This is a genomic window from Solwaraspora sp. WMMD1047 (assembly GCF_029626155.1).
Lineage (GTDB): Bacteria > Actinomycetota > Actinomycetes > Mycobacteriales > Micromonosporaceae > WMMD1047.
The window spans coordinates 502,193-524,210 of the sequence record NZ_JARUBL010000001.1 but is presented as its reverse complement, the minus strand read 5'-3'; the positions used below and the strand labels follow the sequence as shown (position 1 = coordinate 524,210).

Here is a 22,018-nt window from a genome sequence, read left to right as displayed (position 1 = left end):
CGGTCGACGGCCGGCGATCAGCAGCCGGGCGGTCGGCGGCGGGCTGACAGTCTGCCGCCGGCCGCCAGCCCGGTCAGTCCTGCGCGAACCGTCGGAGCACGAAGTCGGACTCGGAGGGGCAGACGATCACGGACTCGTTCCACGAGCAGCCCGCCGCCCGTACGCCCTTGAGCTGACCGAGCTCGACCGGGCTGGCCGAGCCGACCCCCACCCCGGCCACGCTGGCGTCGTCGGGAAAGGTCGACGGGCTCTCGGCGAAGGCCAGCAGATTGCCACCGTTGACCCGGACCGCCACCCCGTCGCGCCGCAGCAGCTCGCCACCATCCGGCCGGAAGATCGTGAAGCGGTACTCGGACATCGTGTTGGCGGTCAGCACATGGTCGCCCACCGGCATCAACACCTGCGCGTCCGGCACCGGCCGGCGCCAGCGCGCGCCCTGCTTCTCGGTGTCCACCGCCACCAACTCGGTGGTCGCCCGGTCCAAACCAACCGACTCCAGCAGGCACACCTGCCGCTTCCCGCACGGCACCAGGCCACCGACCCGCCGCCGGTCGTCCGGTGCGCGGTAGACGTTGCGCGGCTCGCCCATGCTCGCCAGGTCGTACTCGGCCAGCCAGTAACCGCCCTCGGCCAGGGCGGCGTAGAGCCGGCCCTCGTGCGCCAGCACCACGTCGTCCGGGTCCGCCACGTTGGTCCGGCTCCGCACCACCTCGCCGTCTGTGACGTCGATGACGCGGGCCGACCGGTCCGCGCCGATCTGCACTATCCGCTGGTCGTCGTCGCGGACCGGGGCCAGCGCCACGCCGGCCACGTCGCCCGGCCCACCCAGGTCGGCATCGGTGGTGACGGTGTAGACGGCGGTGTCGGTCGACTCGTACTCGCCGACCGGGGTGGGCAGCGTCCACCGCTCGTCACCGTCGCGCAGGTCCCGGCCGACCAGCCGATTGGCGGTCCGGTCGACGAAGACCAGCACCTCGTCGAAGACGCGTACCTCGTCCTCGCCGCGCATGCTCAGGCTCCACAGCCGGCGGCCGTTCGCCGGGTCGAAGGCGATCATCTCGCGCGGGGTGTCGGTGCCGATCGCATCGGCGAAGGCGAGCAGCGCCCTCGGGGTGGCACTGAGGTGGCTCCACCCCTCGGGGCTGGCGGCGGTCTGAATCCGCCACAGTTCCCGCGCCGTATCGGCCTCCACGGCGGCCACGTCCAGCCGCTGGTCGGCCAGCTCGGTGGCGACGTACGCCCGGTTGCCGAGCACGGCGGTGTAGGTGTCGGAGGGCCGCTCGGCGCCCGCCGGAACCCGGCCGATGTCGGCGAACGTCTGGAACTCGAGGTCGTCGTAGCCGCCGCGGTTCAGGTACAGCACCGCCGCCGCGACCACACCGGCCAGCGCGACCACCGCGGCGGTGGCGATCCAAACTGCCCGCCGTCGCCACCACGCACCGACCGCTCCCCGACCCGCCAACCCGTCCGCAGCCGGTCGGCCGGCCGGGCTGCCGGGCGGCGGCGCGAAGCCGGTCCGCCCACCTTCGGCCGGGTAGCCAGGCTGGCCGGCCGCCCCGGGGAAGCCGGGCTGCCCGGAGGCGGGAAAGCCGGGCTGCCCGGTTGCCGGGAAGCCATGGTGCCCGGCCGCTCCGGGGAAGCCGGACTGCGCCCCGGCCGGGAAGCCGGGCTGCCCGGGCACCGCGCCGGCGCCGGACGCGCCGCCGGAGGTCGGTGCGCCGGAAACCGGTACGGCAGAACCGGGCATACCCGAAACCGGTGCGGTGGAAGCGGGTGCGGCAGAACCCGGCGCGGTCGGGGCCGGGGCGGTGAGCGGGGTGGCGCCGCCGGACATGGCGGGCACCGGCGGCGCGGACGTCGGATGCGGCTGGCCTGGTGGCCGGACCGCCTCCGCCAGCGCGCCCTCCGCCACCGGCAGCTCCGGCTGTTCCAGGACCGTCGGGGCGACCCCCAGCTCGGCGTGGAGCATCCGGGCCACCAGCGGCACCCGGGACGAGCCGCCGACCAGGAAAAGCCCGGCGAGCTGGTGCGGCGCCAGCCGGCAGTTCGCGATCACCGTCGCGGTCTCGAAGACCGCGCGCCGCAGCAACGGGCCGGCGACCCGCTCCAACTCGTCCCTAGTCAGGTGCACGGCCTGGTCGACGCCGGGCACCGGGACCGGCGCCACGCTGGCCCGGGAGAGCATCTCCTTGGCTCCCCGGACGTCGTCCCAGAACTGCCGACGGTTGCGCCACTGGGTGGCGCCGGCCGGTTCCCGCAACTGCCGCCACACCTGGGGCGCGGCGGCGCTGATCGGGCCGGCCAGGTGCTCGACAAGAGCCGCGTCCAGGTCGAGACCGCCGAGCTCCGCGATGCCACCGGACCCGATCACGGCGAACCGGGCCCGGCCCGCACTGTCGACGCCCTCGTTGCGGACCACCGCGACGTCCAGGGTGCCGCCGCCGAAGTCGAAGACCGCCAGCGAGGCACCGACCGGCACCGGGCGGCGCAGCACGTCGGTGAAGTACCGGGCCGCGGCGACCGGCTCGGGCACCAGCACGGTCCCGGCGGCCGGCGTCGCCGCGGTGCGCACCGGCGGCCAACCGGCCCGGCTGACCGCCGCGACGAGCACGTCCCGCCGGCGGGCGCCCCAGCCGGCCGGGTAGGTCAGCACGGCGGGCGGCAGGAAGCCGACCGCCTCGACGGCGGCGCCGGCCACCGCGCGCAGCAGCGCGGCGAACAGCTCCACGGTCGGCACCTCACGGTCGCCGAGCAGCACCCCGGGCTCGTCCACCCGGCGCTTCGGGTTGGGCTCGAACCGCGCCGGATCGCCCTGGGCCAGCCGCTGGGCGTCCCGGCCGACGTGCGGCCGACCCGACCCGTCGACGAAGACCCCGGAGGGCATGATCGGCTGGCCGTCGAAGAGCAGCGCCCGGGTCCGGCCGTCCGGCCAGCTCAGCACCGCGACCGTGTTGGAGGTGCCGAGGTCGACACCGATCGCGTACCCGCCGCCCTGCCCTGCCATCTGCCGCCTACCTTCACCGGGCGAGGGGGTGCCCGGCCCTGCATGTTACGGGGGCCGCGCCGCCCGCCTCCCGCTCGACCGCAGGCCGGCGGGGGTGTACGGAGTCAGGCGGCGCGGCGGCGGGCGACCTCGGCGAGGGTGACGGCGGCGGCGACGCTGGCGTTGAGCGACTCGACCGAGGAGATCATCGGGATGCTGACCCGGAGATCGCAGGTGGCCCCGACCAGTCGGGAGAGCCCCCTGCCCTCGGAGCCGACCACCACGACCAGCGGTCCCACCGCGGCCTCCAGGTCGTACAGGTCGGTCTCGCCGTCGGCGTCCAGCCCGACCACCAGGAAGCCGGCCTCCTGGCAGGCCTTCAGCGAGCGGGTCAGGTTGACCACCTGGCTGACCGGCAGCCGGGCCGCGGCGCCGGCGCTGGTCCGCCACGCGGTGGCGGTGATGCCGGCGGCCCGCCGTTCCGGTACGAAGATGCCCTGCGCGCCGAACGCCGCCGCGGACCGGATCACCGCCCCGAGGTTGCGCGGGTCGGTGACCCCGTCGAGCGCCACCAGCAGCGGCGCGGTCTGCTCCAGCGCCGCCGTCAGCAGGTCGTCGAAGGGCTGGTACGCGAACGGCGGCACCTGCAACCCGACGCCCTGGTGCAGCACGCCACCGGTCATCCGGTCCAGCTCGGCCCGGCTGACCTCGAGGATCGCGATCCCCCGGTCGGCTGCGGTGCGGACCAGCTCGTTGACCCGGTCGTCGATGTCGATGCCCTGGGCGACGTAGAGCGCGGTGGCCGGCACCTGCGCCCGGATCGCCTCCAGCACCGGGTTGCGGCCGACCAGCAGCTCCGGCGCGTCCCGGGGCGGGGTGGACTTGCGGCCGGGTGCCACCCGCGGGCCGGACCGCGCCGGCGGCTTGCCGCCGGATCGGGTCGCGCTGACCCGGGCGGCGCCGGCCCGACCCGCCTTGCCGCCGCCACCGGCGCCCCAGGTGGTGTCCTTCGACCCGGGCTGGCCGATCTTCGGGGCGCGCCCCTCGGCCGCCGCCGCCTTGCGCTCCTTCTCCTGCTTCCAGGCGGTGCGCTGGGGCAGCTTCTCGGTGCCGGAGTAGCCCTTGTGCCAGGGTCGCTCGTCGGCCGGCAGGGTCCGTCCCCGGCCCGCCAGGCTGGACCGGTTCTTGCCGCCGGAACCGCTGGTGGCGCCCTTCTTCGGGGTGGCCCGTCGGCCCCGTCGCTGCGAGTTGCCCGGCATCAGTGCTGCTCTCCGATCGTCCAACGCGGTCCGTGCGGGGTGTCCTCGACGACCACGCCGGCGTGCTTGAGCTGGTCGCGGACCGCGTCCGCGGCGGCCCAGTCCTTGCGGCCCCGGGCCTGGGCCCGCTGTTCCAGGGCGAGCGCCACCAGCGAATCGACCACGCCGCGCAGGTCGCCGCCCTGGTCGCCGCCGCTCCACGCCGGGTCGAGCGGGTCGACGCCGAGGACGTCGAGCATCGCCCGGACCGAGCCGAGCGCGACCCGGGCCGCGGCGTCGTCGCCGTCGGTGAGCGCGGTGTTGCCGTCGCGCAGCACGTCGTGCAGCACGGCCAGCGCCGCCGACGTGTTGAGGTCGTCGTCCATCGCCGCCCCGAAGGCGGCCGGCAGCTCGCCCGGTTCGCCGGCACCGACCCGCTCCACCGCCCGCGCGACAAAGCCCTCCAACCGCCGGTACGCGACCGCGGCCTCCCGCAGCGCCTCGTCGGAGTAGTCGATGCGGGACCGGTAGTGGGCCGACACGATGTAGTAACGCAGCTCGACCGGGCGGACCCCGATCGACGCCAGGTGCGCCAGGTCGATCACGTTCCCCAGCGACTTGCTCATCTTGGCCTCGCCGAGGTTGAGCATCCCGTTGTGCACCCAGTACCTGGTGAACGGCAGGCCGGCCGCGGTGGACTGGGCCAGCTCGTTCTCGTGGTGCGGGAACATCAGGTCCAGGCCCCCGCCGTGGATGTCGAACTCGGCGCCGAGGTAGCGCCAGCCCATCGCCGAGCACTCGATGTGCCAGCCCGGCCGGCCCGGCCCCCACGGCGACGGCCAGGCCGCCTCCGCCGGCTCGTCCGGCTTGACACCCTTCCAGAGGGCGAAGTCGCGGGGGTCGCGCTTGGCCCGCTCCGGGCCGTCCGGCGCGGCCTGCATGGCGTCCGGCCGCTGCCCGGAGAGGGCGCCGTAGCCGGGCCAGGAGAGCACGTCGAAGTAGACGTCGCCGGAGTCGTCGGCGGCCGGGTAGGCGTGACCGTCCGCGATCAGCTTCCCGATCAGCTCGATGATCTCCGGAATGTGCCCGGTCGCCCGCGGCTCGTAGGTCGGCGGCAGGACGTTCAGCGCCCGGTACGCCGCCGCCAGCGCCAGCTCGTTGGCGTACGCGATGGCCCAGAACGGGCGGTCCTGCTCGATCGCCTTGGCCAGCACCTTGTCGTCGACGTCGGTGATGTTGCGGATGAAGGTGACCGCGTAGCCGGTGCGCGCCAGCCACCGCCGCAGCACGTCGTAGTTGACCCCGGAGCGCAGGTGGCCGATGTGCGGCGCGGACTGGACGGTGACGCCACACAGGTAGACCCCCACCTTGCCGGCTTCCCGGGGGACGAAGTCCCGGACCGATCGGGTGGCGGTGTCATGTAGGCGAAGCGTCACCGTACCAGGGTAGCGGTGCCGGGACCCGGCGGCCGACCGCCGGTCGTACCCTGCCAGGTGTGGAGAACGCGGCCGGACGGCCCGGCGAGACCGCGCAGACCCTGGACCGTGGGCTACGGCTGCTGCACCTGGTCGCGGAGGCGCCGGGCGGGCTGACCGTCACCGAGGCGGCCAGCCGGCTCGGTGTCGGCCGGGCGGTGGTGTACCGGCTGGTCGGCGCGCTCACCGCGCACGGGATGGTGCGCCGCGACGGCGGTGGCCGGCTACACCTGGGCGTCGGGGTGCTGCGGCTGGCCCGCCGGGCGCAGCCGTTGCTGGCCGAGGGGGCCGTGCCGACCCTGCGGCGGCTGGCCGAGCAGTCCGGGGCCACCGCGCACCTGACCGTGGCCGACGGCGGCGAGGGGGTGGCGCTGGCGGTGGTGGAGCCGAGCTGGACCGCGTTCCACGTCGCGTACCGGGCCGGGTCGCGGCATCCGCTGGAGCTCGGCGCCGCCGGCCGCGCGATCCTGGCCGGCCGGACCGGGGAACCGGGTCCGGTGGCCACCGCGGGCGAGCTGCAGCCCGGGGCGTACGGGGTGGCCGCGCCGGTGCTCGGCGTGGCCGGCCTGGAGGCGAGCGTCGGGGTGGTGGCCCTCGCCCCGCTCGCCGACCCGTCGGTGGGCGACCACGTACTGGCCGCCGCCGCCGCCATCTCGGCCACCCTCGCCTGAGCGCGGCAGCCGGCCGGATGCGGTGACGCCCGCCCGGGAGAGTTCCCGAGCGGGCGTACCGGTGGAGCTGTCGATGCGACCTGGGTCAGCGGCGCATCGGGACGGTGACGGCGGCGTAGGCGTCGACGATGCCGTGGCCGTAGAAACCGTTGAAGTTCCGTCCCCCGGCGCAGTACGCGTCGTAGGTCTCGTCCCGGCCCTCGTCCGCGTAGGACAGCAGCCGGGGCTCCGGGCAGGCGTGCTCGGCGGCGGTCCGCAGGAGCTGGCTCTCCACCTTGTCCGGCGCCAGGGTCAGCCCGCCGCGCCGGTAATCCCGGCTGCCATACTTGCTGACGATCAGGGCCGCCACTCCGGAGGCGTGCGGCGACGCCATCGAGGTGCCCTGCAGGTAGGTGTAGTAGCCGCAGACGCCGGACCGGGTGCAGTCCTTGAAGATCACCGCCTCGTTGCCGGGGGTGATGTTGCCCTCCTCGTCGACCAGCCCTTCCTCCTGCGCCACGTGCTTCGGGTAGGTCGACAGGATCATGTTGGCGTCGGTGCGGAAGCTCGGGGTGCCGAACCCGTCCCGGTACCAACCGCCCGGCGCGGCCACCGAGATCTCCTCGGTGCCGTAGTTGGAGTAGTCGGACTTCGTCTTCGACGGACCGACGGCCGAGACGCCGATGACGTGCGGCCCCTCGACCGGCAGGTCCCAGCAGCTGCTGTTGTCGATGATCCGCTCGCGCGGCGTGCCGCCGTAGTTCGGGCTGGACGAGTCCGGCCGGGGGTCGCCGAGGTCCTCGTGGTTGTTACCGAGCGAGCCGACCAGGGTGACCCCGCGCCGGTGGGCGTACTCCAGGGCGCGGTTCATGGCCCGGATGGTGGCTCGCTGGGCGGCCTGCTCCTCGGGCGAGTCGGCCGGGTTGTCCACGCAGTTGTAGAGCCACGGGTCGACGTAGAACGACATGTTGACCACGTCGAGGCCGACCTTGCCGGCGTGGACCAGCGAGTTGACCACCGAGTCGAGGAAGAAGTAGCCGGAGTCCTGGCCGCCCTTGAGCCCGACCAGGGTCACCTTCGGCGCGACGCCGGACAGGCCGAGGCCGTTGGCGGCGGCGCCGATGGTGCCGGCGACGTGGGTGCCGTGGCCGTTGTCGTCGGTGCCGACCGGGTCGAGGCAGCTCGCGACCTCACACGGCCCGTCGATCTCCTCGATGTCCGGGGCGAAGTTGCGCGACAGCGCGGCGCTGAAGTTCGGCGCCAGGTCGGGGTGGCTGGCGTCGACACCGGTGTCCAGGATGCCGACGGTGACGCCCCGCTCGCCCGGCTCGACGCGGCGGGACTTGTCCGCCCGCATCATGGTCAGGCCCCAGAGCTTCTCGTCGAGCGGGTCCATCTTCGCGCCGTGCTTCGGGCCCTTGCCGCGGCCCCGGTCGCCGGCGAGCAGGTTCTCCCGCTCGACCCGGTCGTGGCGCTGCCGGGGGGCGTACCCGATGGCTTCCTTCTCGGCGGCGCCGATCAGGGCGGTGCTGGCGGTGGCGCGGGCGGCGAAGTCGGTCCGGTCACTCACCACCTGGTACAGGCCGACGTCGTCGGTGCGTCCGACCACGGTGCCGCCGGCCGCCTCGATCGCGGCGACGGCCGTCGCGGCGGCGACACCGTCCTCGGCCACCACCGTGTATTCGGCGGCGGTGTCGGTGGGCGCGGCGGTCGCCGAGCCGGCCGGCACGGTCGCCAGAAGTGCCAGTGCGGTCGCGGTCGCGACGGCACCGGCGGTGAAGCGTCTGCTCACTCCAAGTTCCTTCCGTTGAAGGGATCGGAGTCATCACACCCGATGTTGCGACGCCGCGCCAGTGGGGGACGGAATTGACGCAGCTCGACCGGCATGACTTTCCGTAATTTCACTGAGGACATCCGGTAGCTCGGTGAGCGACTGCACCTCGGCGTCGGGGCGCAGGCCGGGCGGTCGGGGCAGCCCGGCCCGGTTGAGCCAGATCGCACGCAGTCCGGCCGCCTGGGCGCCGACCACGTCGTGGCTGGGCGAGTCGCCGACGTACACGATGGAGGCCGCCGGCACCGCGCCGACCGCCGCCCGGACGGCGGCGAAGAAGCCGGGCGCGGGCTTCTTCGGTACGCCGTCCTCGTGCGCGTACACCTCGAAGGCGAACTGACCGGCCAGGCCGACGCGGTCGGTGCGGCTGTTGCCGTTGGTGGCGTAGCCGAGCAGGTGGCGTTCGCGCAGCACGGCCAGGGCGGGCAGCGCGTCGGCGAACGGCCGGGTCAGCGCGAACCGCCGGGCGAAGAACAGCTCGGCGACCCGGTCCAGTTCGGCCCCGAGCCCGACCCGGTCCAGGGAGCGGGCCAGCGCCGCCCGCCGGATCCGCATGACCGGCTCGGCCGCCATGGCGCCGAAGACGGCACCCCAGTCGGACTCCAGGTCCGCGAGGGAAACCTCGGCCGCCGCCGGGGTCAGCCGCCGCATCTCCCCGAGTACGACCTCCAGCCCGGCCGTCACCGCCGGTCTGAGGTCGACAAGCGTCTCGTCGGCGTCGAAGACGACAGCGGTCAGCACCGCTTCAGGCTAGGCGGTCAGGGGTGGGTCATGCGGAGCACGTCGAGCGCGGTTTCGAGTTCCTCCTGGGTCAGCCGGCCCTCGTCGACGTGGCCGCGGGCCAGCACCACCTCGCGGATGGTCCGGCCGGAGGCGAGCGCCTCCTTGGCGATGGCGGCGGCCTCGTCGTAGCCGAGGTGCCGGTTCAGCGGGGTGACGATCGACGGCGAGCCTTCGGCGTACGCGAGGCAGACCTCGACGTTCGCGACCAGGCCGGCCACGCAGCGGTCGGCCAGCAGTCGGCTGCCGGCGGCCAGCAGCCGGATGGACTCCAGCAGGTTGCGGGCCAGCACCGGCAGCATCACGTTGAGTTCGAAGTCGCCCTGGGAGCCAGCGAAGCCGACCGTGGCGTCGTTGCCGACCACCTGGGCGGCGATCTGCCGGACCGCTTCGCAGACCACCGGGTTCACCTTGCCCGGCATGATCGAGGAGCCGGGTTGCAGGTCGGGCAGTTGCAGTTCGCGCAGGCCGGCGACCGGGCCGGAGCCCATCCAGCGGATGTCGTTGGCGATCTTGTAGAGGCCGATGGCGATGGTCTTGAGCTGCCCGGAGGTCTCCACCAGCGCGTCCCGGGCGCCCTGCGCCTCGAAGTGGTTGCGGGCCTCGGTGACCGGCACGTCGGTCAGCTCGCGCAGCTTGGCGATCACCGCCGGGGCGAAGCCGGCCGGGGTGTTGATGCCGGTGCCGACGGCGGTGCCGCCGAGCGGCAGCTCGGCCAGCCGGGGCAGCGCCGACTCCACCCGCTCGACGCCGTAGCGGACCTGGGCGGCGTACCCGGAGAACTCCTGACCGAGGGTGACCGGGGTGGCGTCCATCAGGTGGGTGCGGCCGGCCTTCACCACCGTCGCGAACTCCTCGGACTTGGTGTCGAGGGTGTCGGCGAGGTGGGTCAGGGTGGGTACCAGGTCGTGCAGGACGGCCTGGGTGGCGGCCAGGTGGATCGACGACGGGAAGACGTCGTTGCTGGACTGGGAGGCGTTGACGTCGTCGTTGGGGTGCACCGGCCGGCCCAGCTCGCGGGCGGCCAGGGTGGCGATCACCTCGTTGGCGTTCATGTTCGAGGAGGTGCCGGAGCCGGTCTGGAAGACGTCGATCGGGAACTGGTCGTCGTAGCCGCCGGCGGCGACGTGCGCGGCGGCGGTGGCGATCGCCCCGGCCACGTCGGCGTCGAGCACCCCGAGGTCGGCGTTGACCATCGCGGCAGCGCCCTTGATCTGGGCCAGCGCCCGGATGTGGGCGGGCTCCAGGCCGCGTCCGGAGATCGGGAAGTTCTGCACCGCGCGCTGCGTCTGCGCCCGCCAGAGCGCGTCGGCGGGCACCTCCACCTCGCCCATCGTGTCGCGTTCGATCCGGTAGCCGGTCGCCTCGGGTGTCGTCACGGGTTCCATCCTGCCCCGTGCTCAGCCCACCCGCAGATGATCTGCGCCACCGGCCAGCCGGGAGGCGACCCGGACCTGCTCCGGGCGGTCCAGCTCCCGGTAGGTGCGCAGCGCCTCCTGCCAGTGCCGCCGGGCGGCGTCCGGGTCGGTGGCGGCGAGGCAGTCGCCGACCCCCTCCAGCGCGCGGGCCCGCTCCAGCGGGTACCGCCCGGTCGCCGGTTCGGCGAGCACGTCCAGGAACAGCCGCAGCGCCTCGTCCGACTCGCCGACCTGACGCAGCGCCGTTGCCAGCGAGTTGCGCAGCTCGGTGAGGCGGCAGTGGTTGCCGACTCCGCGAATCGTCTCCAGCGCCTCCCGGTACATCCGGACCGCCTCGTCGGGGCGGCCCAGGCCGTACAGCGCCAGCCCGAGGTCGTGCAGGACCTCACCCTCGCCGAACCGGTTGCCGCTGCGCCGCATGTAGATCAACGCCGCCCGCAACAGCCGGTACGCCGGCCGGTAGTGGCCGAGCCGGACCCGGGCCGCTCCGACGTTTGTCAGGATCACCCCCCGGTGCGCGGTCACCCTCAGCTCGCAGGCGAGTTGCAACGAACGCCGTCCCCAGGCCAACGCCACGTCGAACCGACCCATCCGCAGGTTGGCGTCGGCCAGGGCGGTGAGGGCGTGCGACAACCCGGGCATGTCCTGGGTACGCCGACGGAGCTGGAGCGCCGCCGTGCAGTGCCGCAGCGCGGTGTCGAACTGCCCGAGATAGGTGTACGGGATGGAGAGGTTGAGCAGGGTGCGGGCCAGTTCGGCCTGGTCGCCGTCGCGCTGGTGCACCTCCAGCAGGGCGATGAGCTGCTCGATCGCCAGTTCCTGCTGGTCGGCCCGGAAGTAGCCGCTGGCCAGGAAGTTGCGCATGGTGGCCACCGCCCGGGCGTCCCCGAGTTGCTGGGCGGCCGCCAGCCCGCGCCGGTGGGTGTCGATCAGGTCGTCGTGGTAGCAGCGCTGGTAGTAGAAGCGCCACGCGGCGCGGGCGATCAGGTGCGCGTACCGGAGTTGATTCTCGGCGACCGCGAACCGGACCATCGCGGTCAGGTTCGGCCGCTCCACCTCCAGCCACTCCAGCGAGCCGGCCAGGTCGGCGCTGACCAGGTCAGGCCGGCCGGGCTCGCCCGGTTCGAAACCCTGCCGGGACGACGGTGACTCCAGCACGGCGGTCACCGTGGCGGTGGCGTGCAGGTAGTAGTCGAGCAGCCCGGTGACGGCGGCCGTCCGCTCCGCCGCCGGCAGCTCGGCGATCAGGCCCTCGGTGTACTCCCGGACCAGGTCGTGCAGCCGGTACCGGCCAACCACCGGTTCCTCCAGCAGGTGCCGGTCGACGAGTTCGTCGAGCAGCCGGCGGGCCTCCGGCAGCGGCAGGCCGGCCAGCGCCGCCGTCGCGTAGGCGTCGAAGCGGTCGCCGGGGTGCAGGCCGAGCAGCCGGAACAGTCGGCGGGCCGGCTCGGGCAGGTGGTCGTAGGAGAGTTGGAAGGCGCCGGCCACCGACCGGTGTTCGGCGGTCAGCTCGCCGAGCCGCTGCCCGTCCAACCGGAGCCGGGCGGCCAGGTCGGCGACCTGCCAGCTGGGGCGGTGCGCCAGCCGGGACCCGGCCAGCCGGATGGCCAACGGCAGCCGGCCGCAGCGGTGCACCACCAGCGCGGCGGCCTCCGGCTCGTGCCGGACCCGGTCGCCGACGATCCGGGCCAGCAGGTCGACGGCCTCCTCGGTGGTGGGCAGCCGCAGCGACTCGGTCCGCACCCCGTCCAGTCCGGACAGCCGGTGCCGGCTGGTGATCAGGGTGAGGCAGTCGCCGGTGGCCGGCAGCAGGTGGCGTACCTGGTCGGTGCCGGCGGCGTTGTCGAGCACCAGCACCGCCCGCCGGCCGCCCAGCTCCGAGCGCCAGAGCGCGGCCCGTTCGTCCAGGTCGGCGGGGATCGCCTCGCCGGCGACGCCGAGCTGGCGCAGCAGGGTGGTGAGCGCCGCGCCGGGCTCCAGCGGGCCGCGTTCGCTGTGCCCGTGCAGGTCGACGAAGAGCGAGGCGTCCGGGTAGCGCGCCGAGACCAGGTTGGCGATGTGCACCGCCAGGGTGGTCTTGCCGCTGCCGGCCATCCCGTCGATGACCTGCACGGGTGCCGTCGCGTCGGGCGAGGCGGTCAGGGCGAGCACGCGGTCGAGCACGTCCCGCAGGCCGGTGAAGTCGCCGACCGCCCGGGGCAGGCAGCGGATCCGCCGGCCGGTGCCGGGGTCGGGCGCCGCCGCCCGCGGGTCGCCGGCCAGCACCGCCTGGTGCGCCTCCCGCAGCTCGGGGCCGGGTTCGATGCCCAGCTCGTCGACGAGCAACCGCCGGCCGTCCCGGTACGCCGCCAGCGCGTCCGCCGGACGGCCGGCCTGGTGCAGCGCCCGGATCAGCCGGACCCGCAGCCGCTCCCGCAGCGGCTGCTCCTCGACCAGTTGGCTCAGCTCGCCGACCAGTTCGCGGGCCAGGCCGAGGGCGAGTTCGACGTCCACGCACTCCTCGGTCGCGACCAGCCGGCGCTCGTCGAGCAGGGCGGCGCCGTGCCGGATCCGGTGGCCGCCGATGCCGGCCAGCGCCGGTCCGCGCCAGAGCGCCAGCGCCGCGCGGTAGCGTTCCCGGGCCATCCGCAGGTCGCCCGCGGCTGCCGCCGACCGGCCCTCGTCCGCCAGCCGGTCGAACACCCGGGCGTCGAGTTCGTCGGGTCCGAGGTCGCACCGGTACCCGGCCGGGTCGGTGCCGATCACGGACGCCGGGATGCCGGCCGCGGTCAGCACCCGGCGCAGCCGGGACACGCAGGTCTGCACCTGGCCCCGGGCGGTGGTCGGCGGGTCCACGCTCCAGATCGCGTCCACCAGCTCGTCGACGAGCACCATCCGGCCGGCGTGCAGGAGCAGCATGGCGAGGACCACCCGGTCCCGACCAGCCGTGACCGTCGCCTCGCCACCGCCGATCAGCAGCGGGCCGAGGATCCCGAATCGCATCTCAGCTCCCGACCGGATCCGCATCGATGCCGAGCGTATCCCGGTGTCCGCGGAGACGAGGAACCGGACGATAGCGAGGTGGCAGCGAAACGAGAGCGCGGTCGTCGATGATCGGGTCGGGTAAATGGCAACTCGGTACCGCAGGCACGACGGGGGCGGTGCGCCTGCCGGCTCAGCCGGTGGTCGCACCGGTCGAGCAGCATTCGCCGCCAGACACGGGCGACAAGCGGAGCGGACCTCGGGCAGGTCCGGGGAGGCCAGGATGGACACACGACAGCCGGCCCGGCCGGCGACCATGCCCAGAGTCGGGGACGTGCTCCGGCTCCGTGAATCCGACTACTGCTACGGCAGCGGTCCGCTGACTCTTCGGGTCACCGAGATGGCACCGGAGACGGCCCTGCATCCGGCCCTGGAGTGGCTCTCACTGCGCGGCGTCGAGCTCGCCGGCGACGGCGACCCGGGTCCCGAACGCCAGGTGCTGGTCCGGATGGCGGCGCTGGCCGGCTACCGGTATCGGATCTGACGTCTGCTAGCCTGATTTCTGTGTCGATCGATACAGAAAAGGGCCCACTCGCCAACAAGGTCGCGCTGGTGACCGGGGGCAGCCGCGGCATCGGCGCGGCGATCGCCCTCGGGCTGGCCCGCGACGGCGCCGACGTGGCGCTCACCTACCTCAATCGCGCCGACCGGGCCGACCGGGTCGTCGACCAGATCACCGCGCTCGGCCGCAAGGCGGTCGCGATCGCCGCCGACAACGCCGACCCGGCCGCCGTGACCGCCGCCGTCGACCAGACCGCCGGCACCCTCGACCGGCTGGACATCCTGGTCAACAACGCGGGCGTCTTCCCGTACGGGTCGATCGAGGACACCTCGCTGGCCGAACTGGACCACACGCTCGGCGTACACGTGCGGGGGGTTTTCGTGGCGACCCAGGCCGCGCTGCGGCACCTGGCCGACGGCGGACGGGTCATCAACATCGGCAGCTGCCTCGTCGAACGGGTCCCCTACCCCGGGGTGGCCCTCTACGCGATGAGCAAGAGCGCGCTGGTCGGGCTGACCCGCGGCCTGGCCCGGGACCTCGGCGGACGCGCCATCACGGTCAACCTGGTCCACCCCGGCTCCACCGACACCGAGATGAACCCGGCGGACAGCACGGAGGCCGCCGCCGAACGCGACTTCATCGCGCTGGGCCGGTACGCGGAACCGGCCGAGGTGGCGGCGACGGTGCGCCACCTCGCCGGCCCCGGCGGCCGCTACATCACCGGCGCCTCGATCTCCGTCGACGGCGGCTTCGCGGCGTGACGGCGGCGGCGAACCGGGGACGGCCGCGCGGCTTCGACCGCGCCGTCGCCCTGGAACGCGCGATGGAGGTCTTCTGGCGACGCGGCTACGAGGGCGCCTCGCTGGGCGACCTCACCACCGCGATGGGGATCGCCTCCCCCAGCCTCTACGCCGCCTTCGACAGCAAGGAGGCCCTCTTCCGGGCGGCCGTCGCGCACTACAACGAGGTCGAGGGAGCCATCCCCCGGCAGGTGCTACGGGACGCCCGCACCGCCCGCGCCGCGATCGCCGGGCTGCTGCGACACTTCGCCGCCGCGTACGTGCGGCCGGACCGACCGACCGGCTGCCTGGTGGTGCTGGCCGCGGCCACCATCAGCGCCGGGAACGACCCGGTCCGCGCGTTCCTGGCCGACTGCCGGCGGGCCGACCGCGCCGACCTGCGCGACCGGCTCGACCGCGGCGTCACCGACGGCGATCTGCCGGCCGGCACCGATACCGAGGCGGTCGCCGAGTTCTACCACGCGGTCACGCTCGGGATGGCGATGCGGGCCCGCGACGGCGGGACCGGCAAGTCCCTCACCGCCATCGCCGAGGCCGCCATCGCCGCCTGGGACCGGGTGCTGACGGCCGACGCCCACCCCGGCGCCCGACGGTGACAAGTACACGGCGGACGGTCGGCTTCAGCCGGCCCCGGCCTGCGGGCGGCTCGGCAGTCACCGGGCCTGGCCCGGTGATCGGGCGGCGGCCGGCTCGGTGGTCAGCCGGTCCCCGGCGGCGTCAGCTCGGCGATCCGGCGCCGCACCGCCGGCCGTTCCGGCGAGCAGATCTGCTCGAAGAGCACCAACGCCCGGACGTAGTGGGAGCGGGCGGTCACCGGGTCGGTGCCGCGCAGGCAGGCGCCGATGCCGGCCAGTGCCCGCGCCTGCTCGCGCGGATGCTGGATCGCCGTCGCCCGCCGCAGCGCCTGGCGGTGCATGTCCAGCGCGGTGCCCACGTCACCGAGGTCGAGCAGGGCAGCGCCGAGTCCGTTGTAGGAGGCGCACTCGCCCGCCACGTCGATGGTGCGCATGATCACCAGCGCCTCCCGGTACCGGGCCAGCGCCTCCTGCGGGCGGCCCAGCGCGCACTCCAGGGCACCGATCTCGTTGAGCAGCTCGGCGGCACCGAACCGGTTACCGATCGTCCGCTGCAGCCGCAGGGCCAGCCGCAGCCGCGGCCCGGCCCGCCGGTGGTCACCCAGCCGGGCGTACGTCAGCCCCAGCTCCCCCAGCGAGTTCGCCAGACCGGCCCGGCTGCCCAGCTGCCGGTACAGGAACAGCGCGTGCCGCAGCACGGTGAGCGCCGCCAGGTGCCGGCCGACCTCGTTGTAGAAGCCGCCGACGTTCCGTAGCGCCTGCGGCATCCCCGCCGTCTCGGCGCCCCGCCGGGCCAGCTCCATCCCCCGGTCCAGCGCGGCCTCGGCCTCCGCCATCCGACCCAGCAGAATCCAGGAGATGGCCACGTTGTGCAGCGCGCCGACCTGCCCGGCCTGGTCACCGAGCCGCTCCCGGATCGCAACCGCCGGCCGGAGCAGGTCGATCGCCCGCTGGTACTGGCCGAGCCGGTAGTAGGCGGAGGCCAGATAGTTGCGCATGCTGGCGGTCGCCCGCTCGTCGCCGAGGACCGCGGCGGCCCGCAGCCCCTCGGTGTGGGTGGTGATGATCTCGTCGAAGTGGCCCGACACGAACAGGTGCCGCCAGAGCGCCCGGGCGAGTTGCCAGGCGTACTCGGGAAAGCCGTGCTCGGCCGCGGCGGTGACCAGCGTGACCAGGTTGACCCGCTCGGCGCCGAGCCAGTCCCGACCGACGCACGCGGCCCACCCGTCCACCAGTTCCGGCCGCAACGGCGCCACCGAGACAAAGGGCGCCTGCCCTGTCTCCGGTTCCAGCACCCTGCTGAACCGGGCCGCGACGTGCAGGTACAGGTCGAGAAGGTGATGCCGGGCGATTCGCCGCCGCCCGTCGTCCGGGTCGCCGCTGACCAGCTCGGCGGCGTACGCCCGGACCAGGTCGTGCAGCCGGAACCGACCGGCCGCCGGTTCGTCCACCAGGTGCGCGTCGACGAGTTCGGTGAGCGCCTCCCGGGTGGCCGGCAGCGTCAGGCCGGTCAACGCGGCCGGCACCGGTGCCTCGAACTCCGTACCCGGGAAGCAGCCGAGCAGCCGGAACGTCCGCTGGGCCGGCTCGGTGAGCTGCGCGTACGACAGCGCGAAGGCGTCCACCAGCCGTCGGTGCTCGACCGCGAACTCGGCCAGCACCGGCCCGTCGTCGCCCAACCGGGCCAGCAGGTCGGCGACCAGCCATTGTGGACGGTGCGCCAGCCGGGCTCCGGCCAGCCGGATCGCCAGCGGCAGGTAGCCGCAGCGGCGCACCACCTCAGCGGCCGCGGCCGGCTCGGACCGGACCCGGTCGGTGCCGGCCACCCGGGCCAGCAGCTCCACCGCCTCGGTCGGCGCCAGCACCGCCAGCGACCTGGGCCGCACGCCGTCCAACCCGATCATGCGCCGCCGGCTGGTGACGAGCGTCAGGCAGCCCGGTCCGGTCGGCAGCAGCGGACTGACCTGGGCCGGGCTGGCCGCGTTGTCCAGCACCAGCAGCACCCGGCGGACGGCCAGCTCACCGCGCCACAGCAGCACCCGGTCCTCGAGGCAGGCCGGGATCCGGTCCCCCGGTACGCCGATTTGGCGCAGCAGCGCCGCGAGCGCGGCGCTCGGCGACAGTGGGCTGTCCCGGCTGTGGCCACGCAGGTCGAGGTAGAGGTGCGCGTCCGGGAACCGGTGGGCCAGCAGCCCGGCGACGTGCAACGCGAGGGTGGTCTTGCCGCTGCCCGGCATCCCGTCGATGGCCTGGACGACGCTGCCGTCGACGCCGGCCTCGTCGACCTCCTTGGTGAGCCGCGCCACCTCGTCGTCGCGGCCGGTGAAGTCCGAGATGGACCGGGGCAAAGCGCGTACCGGCGGGTGTTCCCGACGGTCGCCAGCCACCCCGATCTCCCCGGCCAGCACCCGGCGGTGGGTCTCCTGCAGCAGCGGACCCGGCTCGACGCCCAGCTCCTCGCGGAGCAGTTCCCGGCCGCGCCGGTAGACCGCCAGCGCCTCCGCCTGCCGGCCCGCCCCGCACAGCGCCCGCATCAGCTGGCTGCGCAGCCGTTCCCGCAGCGGTTGCCGGTCGACCAGATCGGTCAGCTCGCCGAGCAGGTCCCGGTCCCGGCCGAGCCGCAGCTCCACCTCCAGCCAGTCCTCGACGGCCAACAGGCGCTGCTCGTCGAGGGCGGCGGCGGCCCGGCGTACCGCGGCGGCGGTGATTCCGGCCAGGGCCGGTCCGCGCCACAGGTCCAGGGCGGTACGGAACAGGTTGGCCGCCTCGGCCAGCCGGCCGGCGCCCTCGGCGTCCTGCGCCCGGCGGACCAGCCCGGTGAAGGTGAGCGCGTCGAGGCTCAGCCCGGGTTCGAGTCGGAGCAGGTAGCCGGCCGGGTCGGTGGCGATCGCCCCGGCGGGCAGACCCGCCGCGGCCAGCGTCCGGCGCAGCCGGGAGACGCAGGTCTGCAGTTGGCCGCGGGCGGTGTCGGGCGGGTTGTCCTCCCAGACCGCGTCGACCAGGTCGTCGATCGGCACCACCCGGTCGGCGCGCAGCAGCAGCATCGCGAGCACGACCCGGTCCCGACCGGCGGTGATGCGCGCGGCACCGTCGCCGATCAGCAGCGGGCCGAGGATCCCGAGACGCATCACCGCTCCGATCGAGTCCGCATCCGGGCACCCAGGGTAGCCGAGTGCTCATCTCCGGGCGTACTCGATAATTCGTCGGCCGACCTGTCAGTCCAGCCGGCCGGCGGCCGTACCCCGGGCGCCCGGCGGGCATGTCGCCATGCCCGTCGGGCGCTCAGGTTGGCGGCGGGTCAGGGTGTCACCGGGCGGCCGCCGAAGGTCACGACGAGCCGGCCGTCGGAGGCGAAGGACCAGCCCAGGGCGCCCGAGTACTGGGAGCACCGGGATCCGTTGGAGCCGGACCAGAACTGGTTCGAGCTGTCGGAGTTGCCGACGATCCGGTCGGTCGATCCGCTGTTGCACGACGTGTTGTTCCGGAAGACCGAGGAACCGCCGTCGAAGTTGAAGTTCCGTTCGGTGTTGCCGATGCCGACGTTGTTCGACACCGTCATCGTGCCGAGGTTGCGGTTGTAGGTGAACCCGTGCTTGCCGTTGTGGTAGGCGACGTTGCGGCGGATCGTGTGGTTGACCCCGATGTCCTCGCCGCCGAGCTTGTAGCCGTTGCGGTCGCCGTTGCCGGCCTGCCCGCCGTTGCTGAGCGTGCCGTTGTCGTACGCCAGGGAGTCCTCGATGGTCACCGCGCCGATCGGCCCGGTGTCGGTCTTGGTGTAGAGGTCGTAGCCGTCGTCGATGTTGTTGTGGGCCACCGTGTAGCGGAAGACGTTACCGGGACCGACGGTGAGCTTCGGGGCGAAGCCGTCCGCGTCCTCGCCGTCGGAGTCGACGTTGTCGTGTGACACGGTGCTGACCACGAGGTTGTTGGACGGCCACTGGCTGCTGGGCGCGCCGGCCACCAGCCGCGACAACTGGAGCCCGGAGTCGCGGTTGTGGCGGGTCACCGTACGTTCGATGATGTTGTTGTTGCCGGCGAGGAGAATGCCGTTGTCGCCGGCGCGCTCGACGACGATGCCGTTGACGTGCCAGAACGAGCCGCCGAGGGCCAGCCCGCGGTTCGCCGGGTCCTCGGACTGGGCCGAGAAGTTCAGCACCGGGGTCTCGCCCTGGTAGGCGAAGATCTTCTTGCGCGCGCTTGACGTGCCGTTGTTGCCCGGTTCGATGGTGATGGTCTGCGAGTAGCGGTAGGTGCCGCCGCGCAGGTAGATCGTGCCGCCGGGGGCGATCCGGGTGATCGCGGAGGTTAGCGTGGTCGGGTTCGAGACCGTGCCGGCCGCGCCGTCGGTGCCGGTCGGCGAGACGTACAGCGCATTGCTCGACGGTGGGGGTGTGGTCGGTGGTGCCGTGGTCGGTGGGGGCGTGGTCGGCTGCCCGGTCGTCGGCGGCGGCGTGGTCGGTGGGGTGGTCGTCGAGGCGTAGGTTTCGAACTCGCCAACCCGCGGTGTGCCACTTGAGCTGGTGATCTCGAAATTGATCTTGCGCAGCGAGGTGCCGGTGAAGGTGATGGTGCCGGCCCCGCTGCCGGTGGCCAGGACGGCGCCGTTGTCGTTGTTGACGACCCGCCAGGACCCGATGGCCCCGACAGCGCCGGCCGCCTCGCGGATGTTGATCGCGCCTACGGTGGTGGCCGAGCCCCACTTGACCGAGATGCGGCCGGTCGAGCCGTTCGGTGACCAGTAGCTGCTCATGTCGCCGTCGATCACGTTGCCGTAGCTGGTTCCGCTGGCCTTGCTGGAGCCGTCGGCGCCGGCACCGAGGCTCAGGTTCGTCTCGGCGGCCGACACCTGGGTCATCGGCAGGGTCGCGACGACCGCGGCCACCGTGACCACCGCGGCGCCACCGGCCAGGAGCTTGAGCTTCACTCTCTTTCCCACTTCGAACTCCTCAGGAGTTGAGCGCGCGGCGGGACAGTGGCCACGCCGCGCAGGTCTGCATCCCCGACCGGCCATGGGACCGAAACAGCTGTGAAACATCAGGTTAGGAAAGCGCTTACCCATGACGCAAGGGTCGAGACATGCAGATTTGTTGCAATGCGCCAGCACGGCTCGCAGCCGCCCACCACCACAGGATCTACTGGATCCTCAGCAAGCGATATGCGACTGGGCCGACGGGGTCAAGGCGTTGCGTCAGCGCCTTCCGGTGGTGCCGGTGGGCGCTGGCGAGATGGGCGCGGACCGGCGGCGCTGGTCCTGGACGGCGCCGACGATGACGTCCGTGACCAGGAAGACGGCCAGCGGAATACCGAACATCGGCAGCGCCCAGCCGAGGGCGACGATCACCGGTACGCCGACCACGATCGCCCACGCGGGCAGCCCGATCCAGCCGCCCCGGGCCGGTGCGGTGCCGACCAGGGCGCGACGGTCGGCGCGGGTGGGGCGGCGCTGCCACCACATCCGGTAGCCCCAGACGATGAGGCAGATCAGCCCGATGGCGAGCGCGGCGAGCAGGAGCTGGTTGACCACCCCGAACAAGACGCCCATGTGCGCCTGGATGCCGAGGCTGCTCAACTGCGCGAGCAACGGCCAGTCCGCGAAGTCGCTGCGGGACACCACCTGGCTGGTGGCCGGGTCGACGGCGATCCGGTCCAGGTCGACCGGCCAGCGGTAGTCGATGCCGGCGACCGACCAGGCCGACCCCGCCGACTCCGGCGGCGAGATCTCGATGGGTCCGGTGAAGCCGTTGTCGCGGGCGACCGTCAGGACGGTGTCGGCCTGCGCCAGGTCGACCGGCGCCTCGGTGCCGGGTTCAGCGCCGCCGCCGTGGTGGCCGCCGGACGCGGGTGCCGGTTCCGCGCCGTCGATGGCGGTCGGCAGGACCGGCGTACGGCCGTCAAGCGCGTCGAGGGCGAGGCCGAAGTTGGCGCCGGCGTACTGCGACCAGGTGAGGCCGGTGGCCGAGAGGATCAGCATGCCGACGACGAGCCACACGCCGACGGCGCCGTGCCAGCCGCGGGTGCGGCGTACGCCCTTCTTTGCCGACAGCTCGGGTGCGAACATCTTCTTGACGCTGCGGCGCCGGCGCCACCACAGGACCAGGCCGCCGAGCGCCAGCACCCAGAGCCAGCTCGCCGCGAACTCCGAGTACAGCCGGCCGGGGTCGCCGAGTTGCAGGCCGGAGTGCAGGTCTCCCAGCCAGGTGGAGGTGGGGGCGCCGCCGAAGACGGTCGTCAGGGTGCCTTTGACGTCGCCGCTGTAGGGGTCGACGTAGACGGTGTGCTGTTTGCCCTCCATCTCGGGGACCGAGAAGACCACTCTGGTGGTGGTGCCGTCCTGTCCGGGTTGGACGGCGGTGAAGGTGCCCTCCGGGTGGGCGTCGATCGCCCTGGCGACCTGGTCGGCCACCGGCAGCGCGGTCGCGCCGGCCGGGGCGTCGACGTAGAGCTGCTCGCCGTGGATGGCCCGGTCCCACTGGGGGGCCGTCGAGTAGATGAGGCCGGTGAGCGCCGCGACCGCGATGAACGGGGCGACGAACACCCCCGCGTAGAAGTGCAGGCGGAGCAGCAGCGCCCCGAAGGCTCCGGTAGGACGCCGGCTCGGCGCCCGGGCCGGGATCGTGCTCGGCTGCGGCTCGACTACGTCGGTGACGGTCATCTGCTGTTCCTCGAAGGTGTCGGTGGCACGCGGGCGGCCGACACCCGCGGTCCCCACCGACCGAAGCGTCGACGGACGTCAATGCAGAGCAGT

14 protein-coding genes are annotated in these 22,018 nt (G+C 73.7%); 4 read left to right on the top strand and 10 right to left on the bottom strand.

The annotated features are described in order from the left end of the window. Positions 1–73 precede the first annotated feature (73 nt). The 3 genes from O7627_RS02425 to cysS all read right to left on the bottom strand — a co-directional run bounded on the left by O7627_RS02425 (position 74) and on the right by cysS (position 5,657). Positions 74–3,004: an Hsp70 family protein gene (locus O7627_RS02425; RefSeq protein ID WP_278091868.1), complete on the bottom strand. Its 2,931-nt coding sequence runs from the start codon at positions 3,002–3,004 to the stop codon at positions 74–76. A 104-nt stretch (positions 3,005–3,108) separates the two neighbouring features. Further along, complete coding sequence (rlmB, locus tag O7627_RS02420; protein ID WP_278091867.1) at positions 3,109–4,242, bottom strand: 23S rRNA (guanosine(2251)-2'-O)-methyltransferase RlmB; 1,134 nt, start codon at positions 4,240–4,242, stop codon at positions 3,109–3,111. Then, the gene (cysS, locus tag O7627_RS02415; RefSeq protein WP_278091866.1) at positions 4,242–5,657 is read right to left on the bottom strand and encodes a cysteine--tRNA ligase; all 1,416 of its coding nucleotides are present in this window, start codon (positions 5,655–5,657) and stop codon (positions 4,242–4,244) included. The genes rlmB and cysS overlap by 1 nt, the downstream gene beginning before the upstream one ends. Positions 5,658–5,707: 50 nt before the next feature. Here cysS and O7627_RS02410 point away from each other — a divergent pair, with 50 nt between their 5' ends. Beyond that, on the top strand, positions 5,708–6,367 hold the full coding sequence (locus tag O7627_RS02410) for a helix-turn-helix domain-containing protein (RefSeq protein WP_278098123.1): 660 nt from the start codon (positions 5,708–5,710) through the stop codon (positions 6,365–6,367). Between the two features lie 85 nt (positions 6,368–6,452). Here O7627_RS02410 and O7627_RS02405 read toward each other — a convergent pair whose 3' ends face one another. Genes O7627_RS02405 through O7627_RS02390 form a run of 4 tightly spaced genes read right to left on the bottom strand, consistent with a single transcriptional unit; the run spans position 6,453 to position 13,357 of the window. Next, positions 6,453–8,138: a S8 family serine peptidase gene (locus O7627_RS02405; protein WP_278091865.1), complete on the bottom strand. Its 1,686-nt coding sequence runs from the start codon at positions 8,136–8,138 to the stop codon at positions 6,453–6,455. Between the two features lie 33 nt (positions 8,139–8,171). Further along, positions 8,172–8,918, bottom strand: a complete 747-nt coding sequence (locus O7627_RS02400) for an HAD family hydrolase (RefSeq protein ID WP_278091864.1) — start codon at positions 8,916–8,918, stop codon at positions 8,172–8,174. Between the two features lie 17 nt (positions 8,919–8,935). Further along, positions 8,936–10,345 (bottom strand): class II fumarate hydratase, encoded by a 1,410-nt coding sequence (locus O7627_RS02395; protein ID WP_278091863.1) that lies wholly within the window; start codon positions 10,343–10,345, stop codon positions 8,936–8,938. A gap of 12 nt (positions 10,346–10,357) precedes the next feature. Next, positions 10,358–13,357 carry a BTAD domain-containing putative transcriptional regulator gene (locus O7627_RS02390; protein WP_278091862.1) on the bottom strand — a complete coding sequence of 1,000 codons (3,000 nt, stop codon included), beginning with the start codon at positions 13,355–13,357 and terminating at the stop codon, positions 10,358–10,360. 262 nt (positions 13,358–13,619) lie between these two features. Between O7627_RS02390 and O7627_RS02385 the strand changes: the two genes are divergently transcribed. The 3 genes from O7627_RS02385 to O7627_RS02375 are packed head-to-tail and all read left to right on the top strand — an operon-like array spanning position 13,620 to position 15,294. Then, positions 13,620–13,880 carry a hypothetical protein gene (locus tag O7627_RS02385; RefSeq protein ID WP_278091861.1) on the top strand — a complete coding sequence of 87 codons (261 nt, stop codon included), beginning with the start codon at positions 13,620–13,622 and terminating at the stop codon, positions 13,878–13,880. Positions 13,881–13,906: 26 nt separating this feature from the next. Further along, complete coding sequence (locus O7627_RS02380; protein WP_278098122.1) at positions 13,907–14,659, top strand: SDR family oxidoreductase; 753 nt, start codon at positions 13,907–13,909, stop codon at positions 14,657–14,659. Further along, complete coding sequence (locus O7627_RS02375; RefSeq protein WP_278091860.1) at positions 14,656–15,294, top strand: TetR/AcrR family transcriptional regulator; 639 nt, start codon at positions 14,656–14,658, stop codon at positions 15,292–15,294. The genes O7627_RS02380 and O7627_RS02375 overlap by 4 nt, the downstream gene beginning before the upstream one ends. A 101-nt stretch (positions 15,295–15,395) precedes the next feature. On the opposite strand, the gene O7627_RS02370 is transcribed toward O7627_RS02375, so the two are convergent. The 3 genes from O7627_RS02370 to O7627_RS02360 all read right to left on the bottom strand — a co-directional run bounded on the left by O7627_RS02370 (position 15,396) and on the right by O7627_RS02360 (position 21,982). Next, complete coding sequence (locus tag O7627_RS02370) at positions 15,396–18,401, bottom strand: BTAD domain-containing putative transcriptional regulator (RefSeq protein ID WP_278091859.1); 3,006 nt, start codon at positions 18,399–18,401, stop codon at positions 15,396–15,398. A gap of 170 nt (positions 18,402–18,571) precedes the next feature. Beyond that, entirely contained in the window at positions 18,572–20,209 is a 1,638-nt protein-coding gene (locus O7627_RS02365) for a cellulose-binding protein (RefSeq protein WP_278091858.1), read from the bottom strand. Between the two features lie 252 nt (positions 20,210–20,461). Then, positions 20,462–21,982, bottom strand: coding sequence for a PepSY domain-containing protein (locus O7627_RS02360; RefSeq protein ID WP_347404630.1), 1,521 nt, complete (start codon positions 21,980–21,982; stop codon positions 20,462–20,464). Between the last annotated feature and the right edge of the window lie 36 nt (positions 21,983–22,018).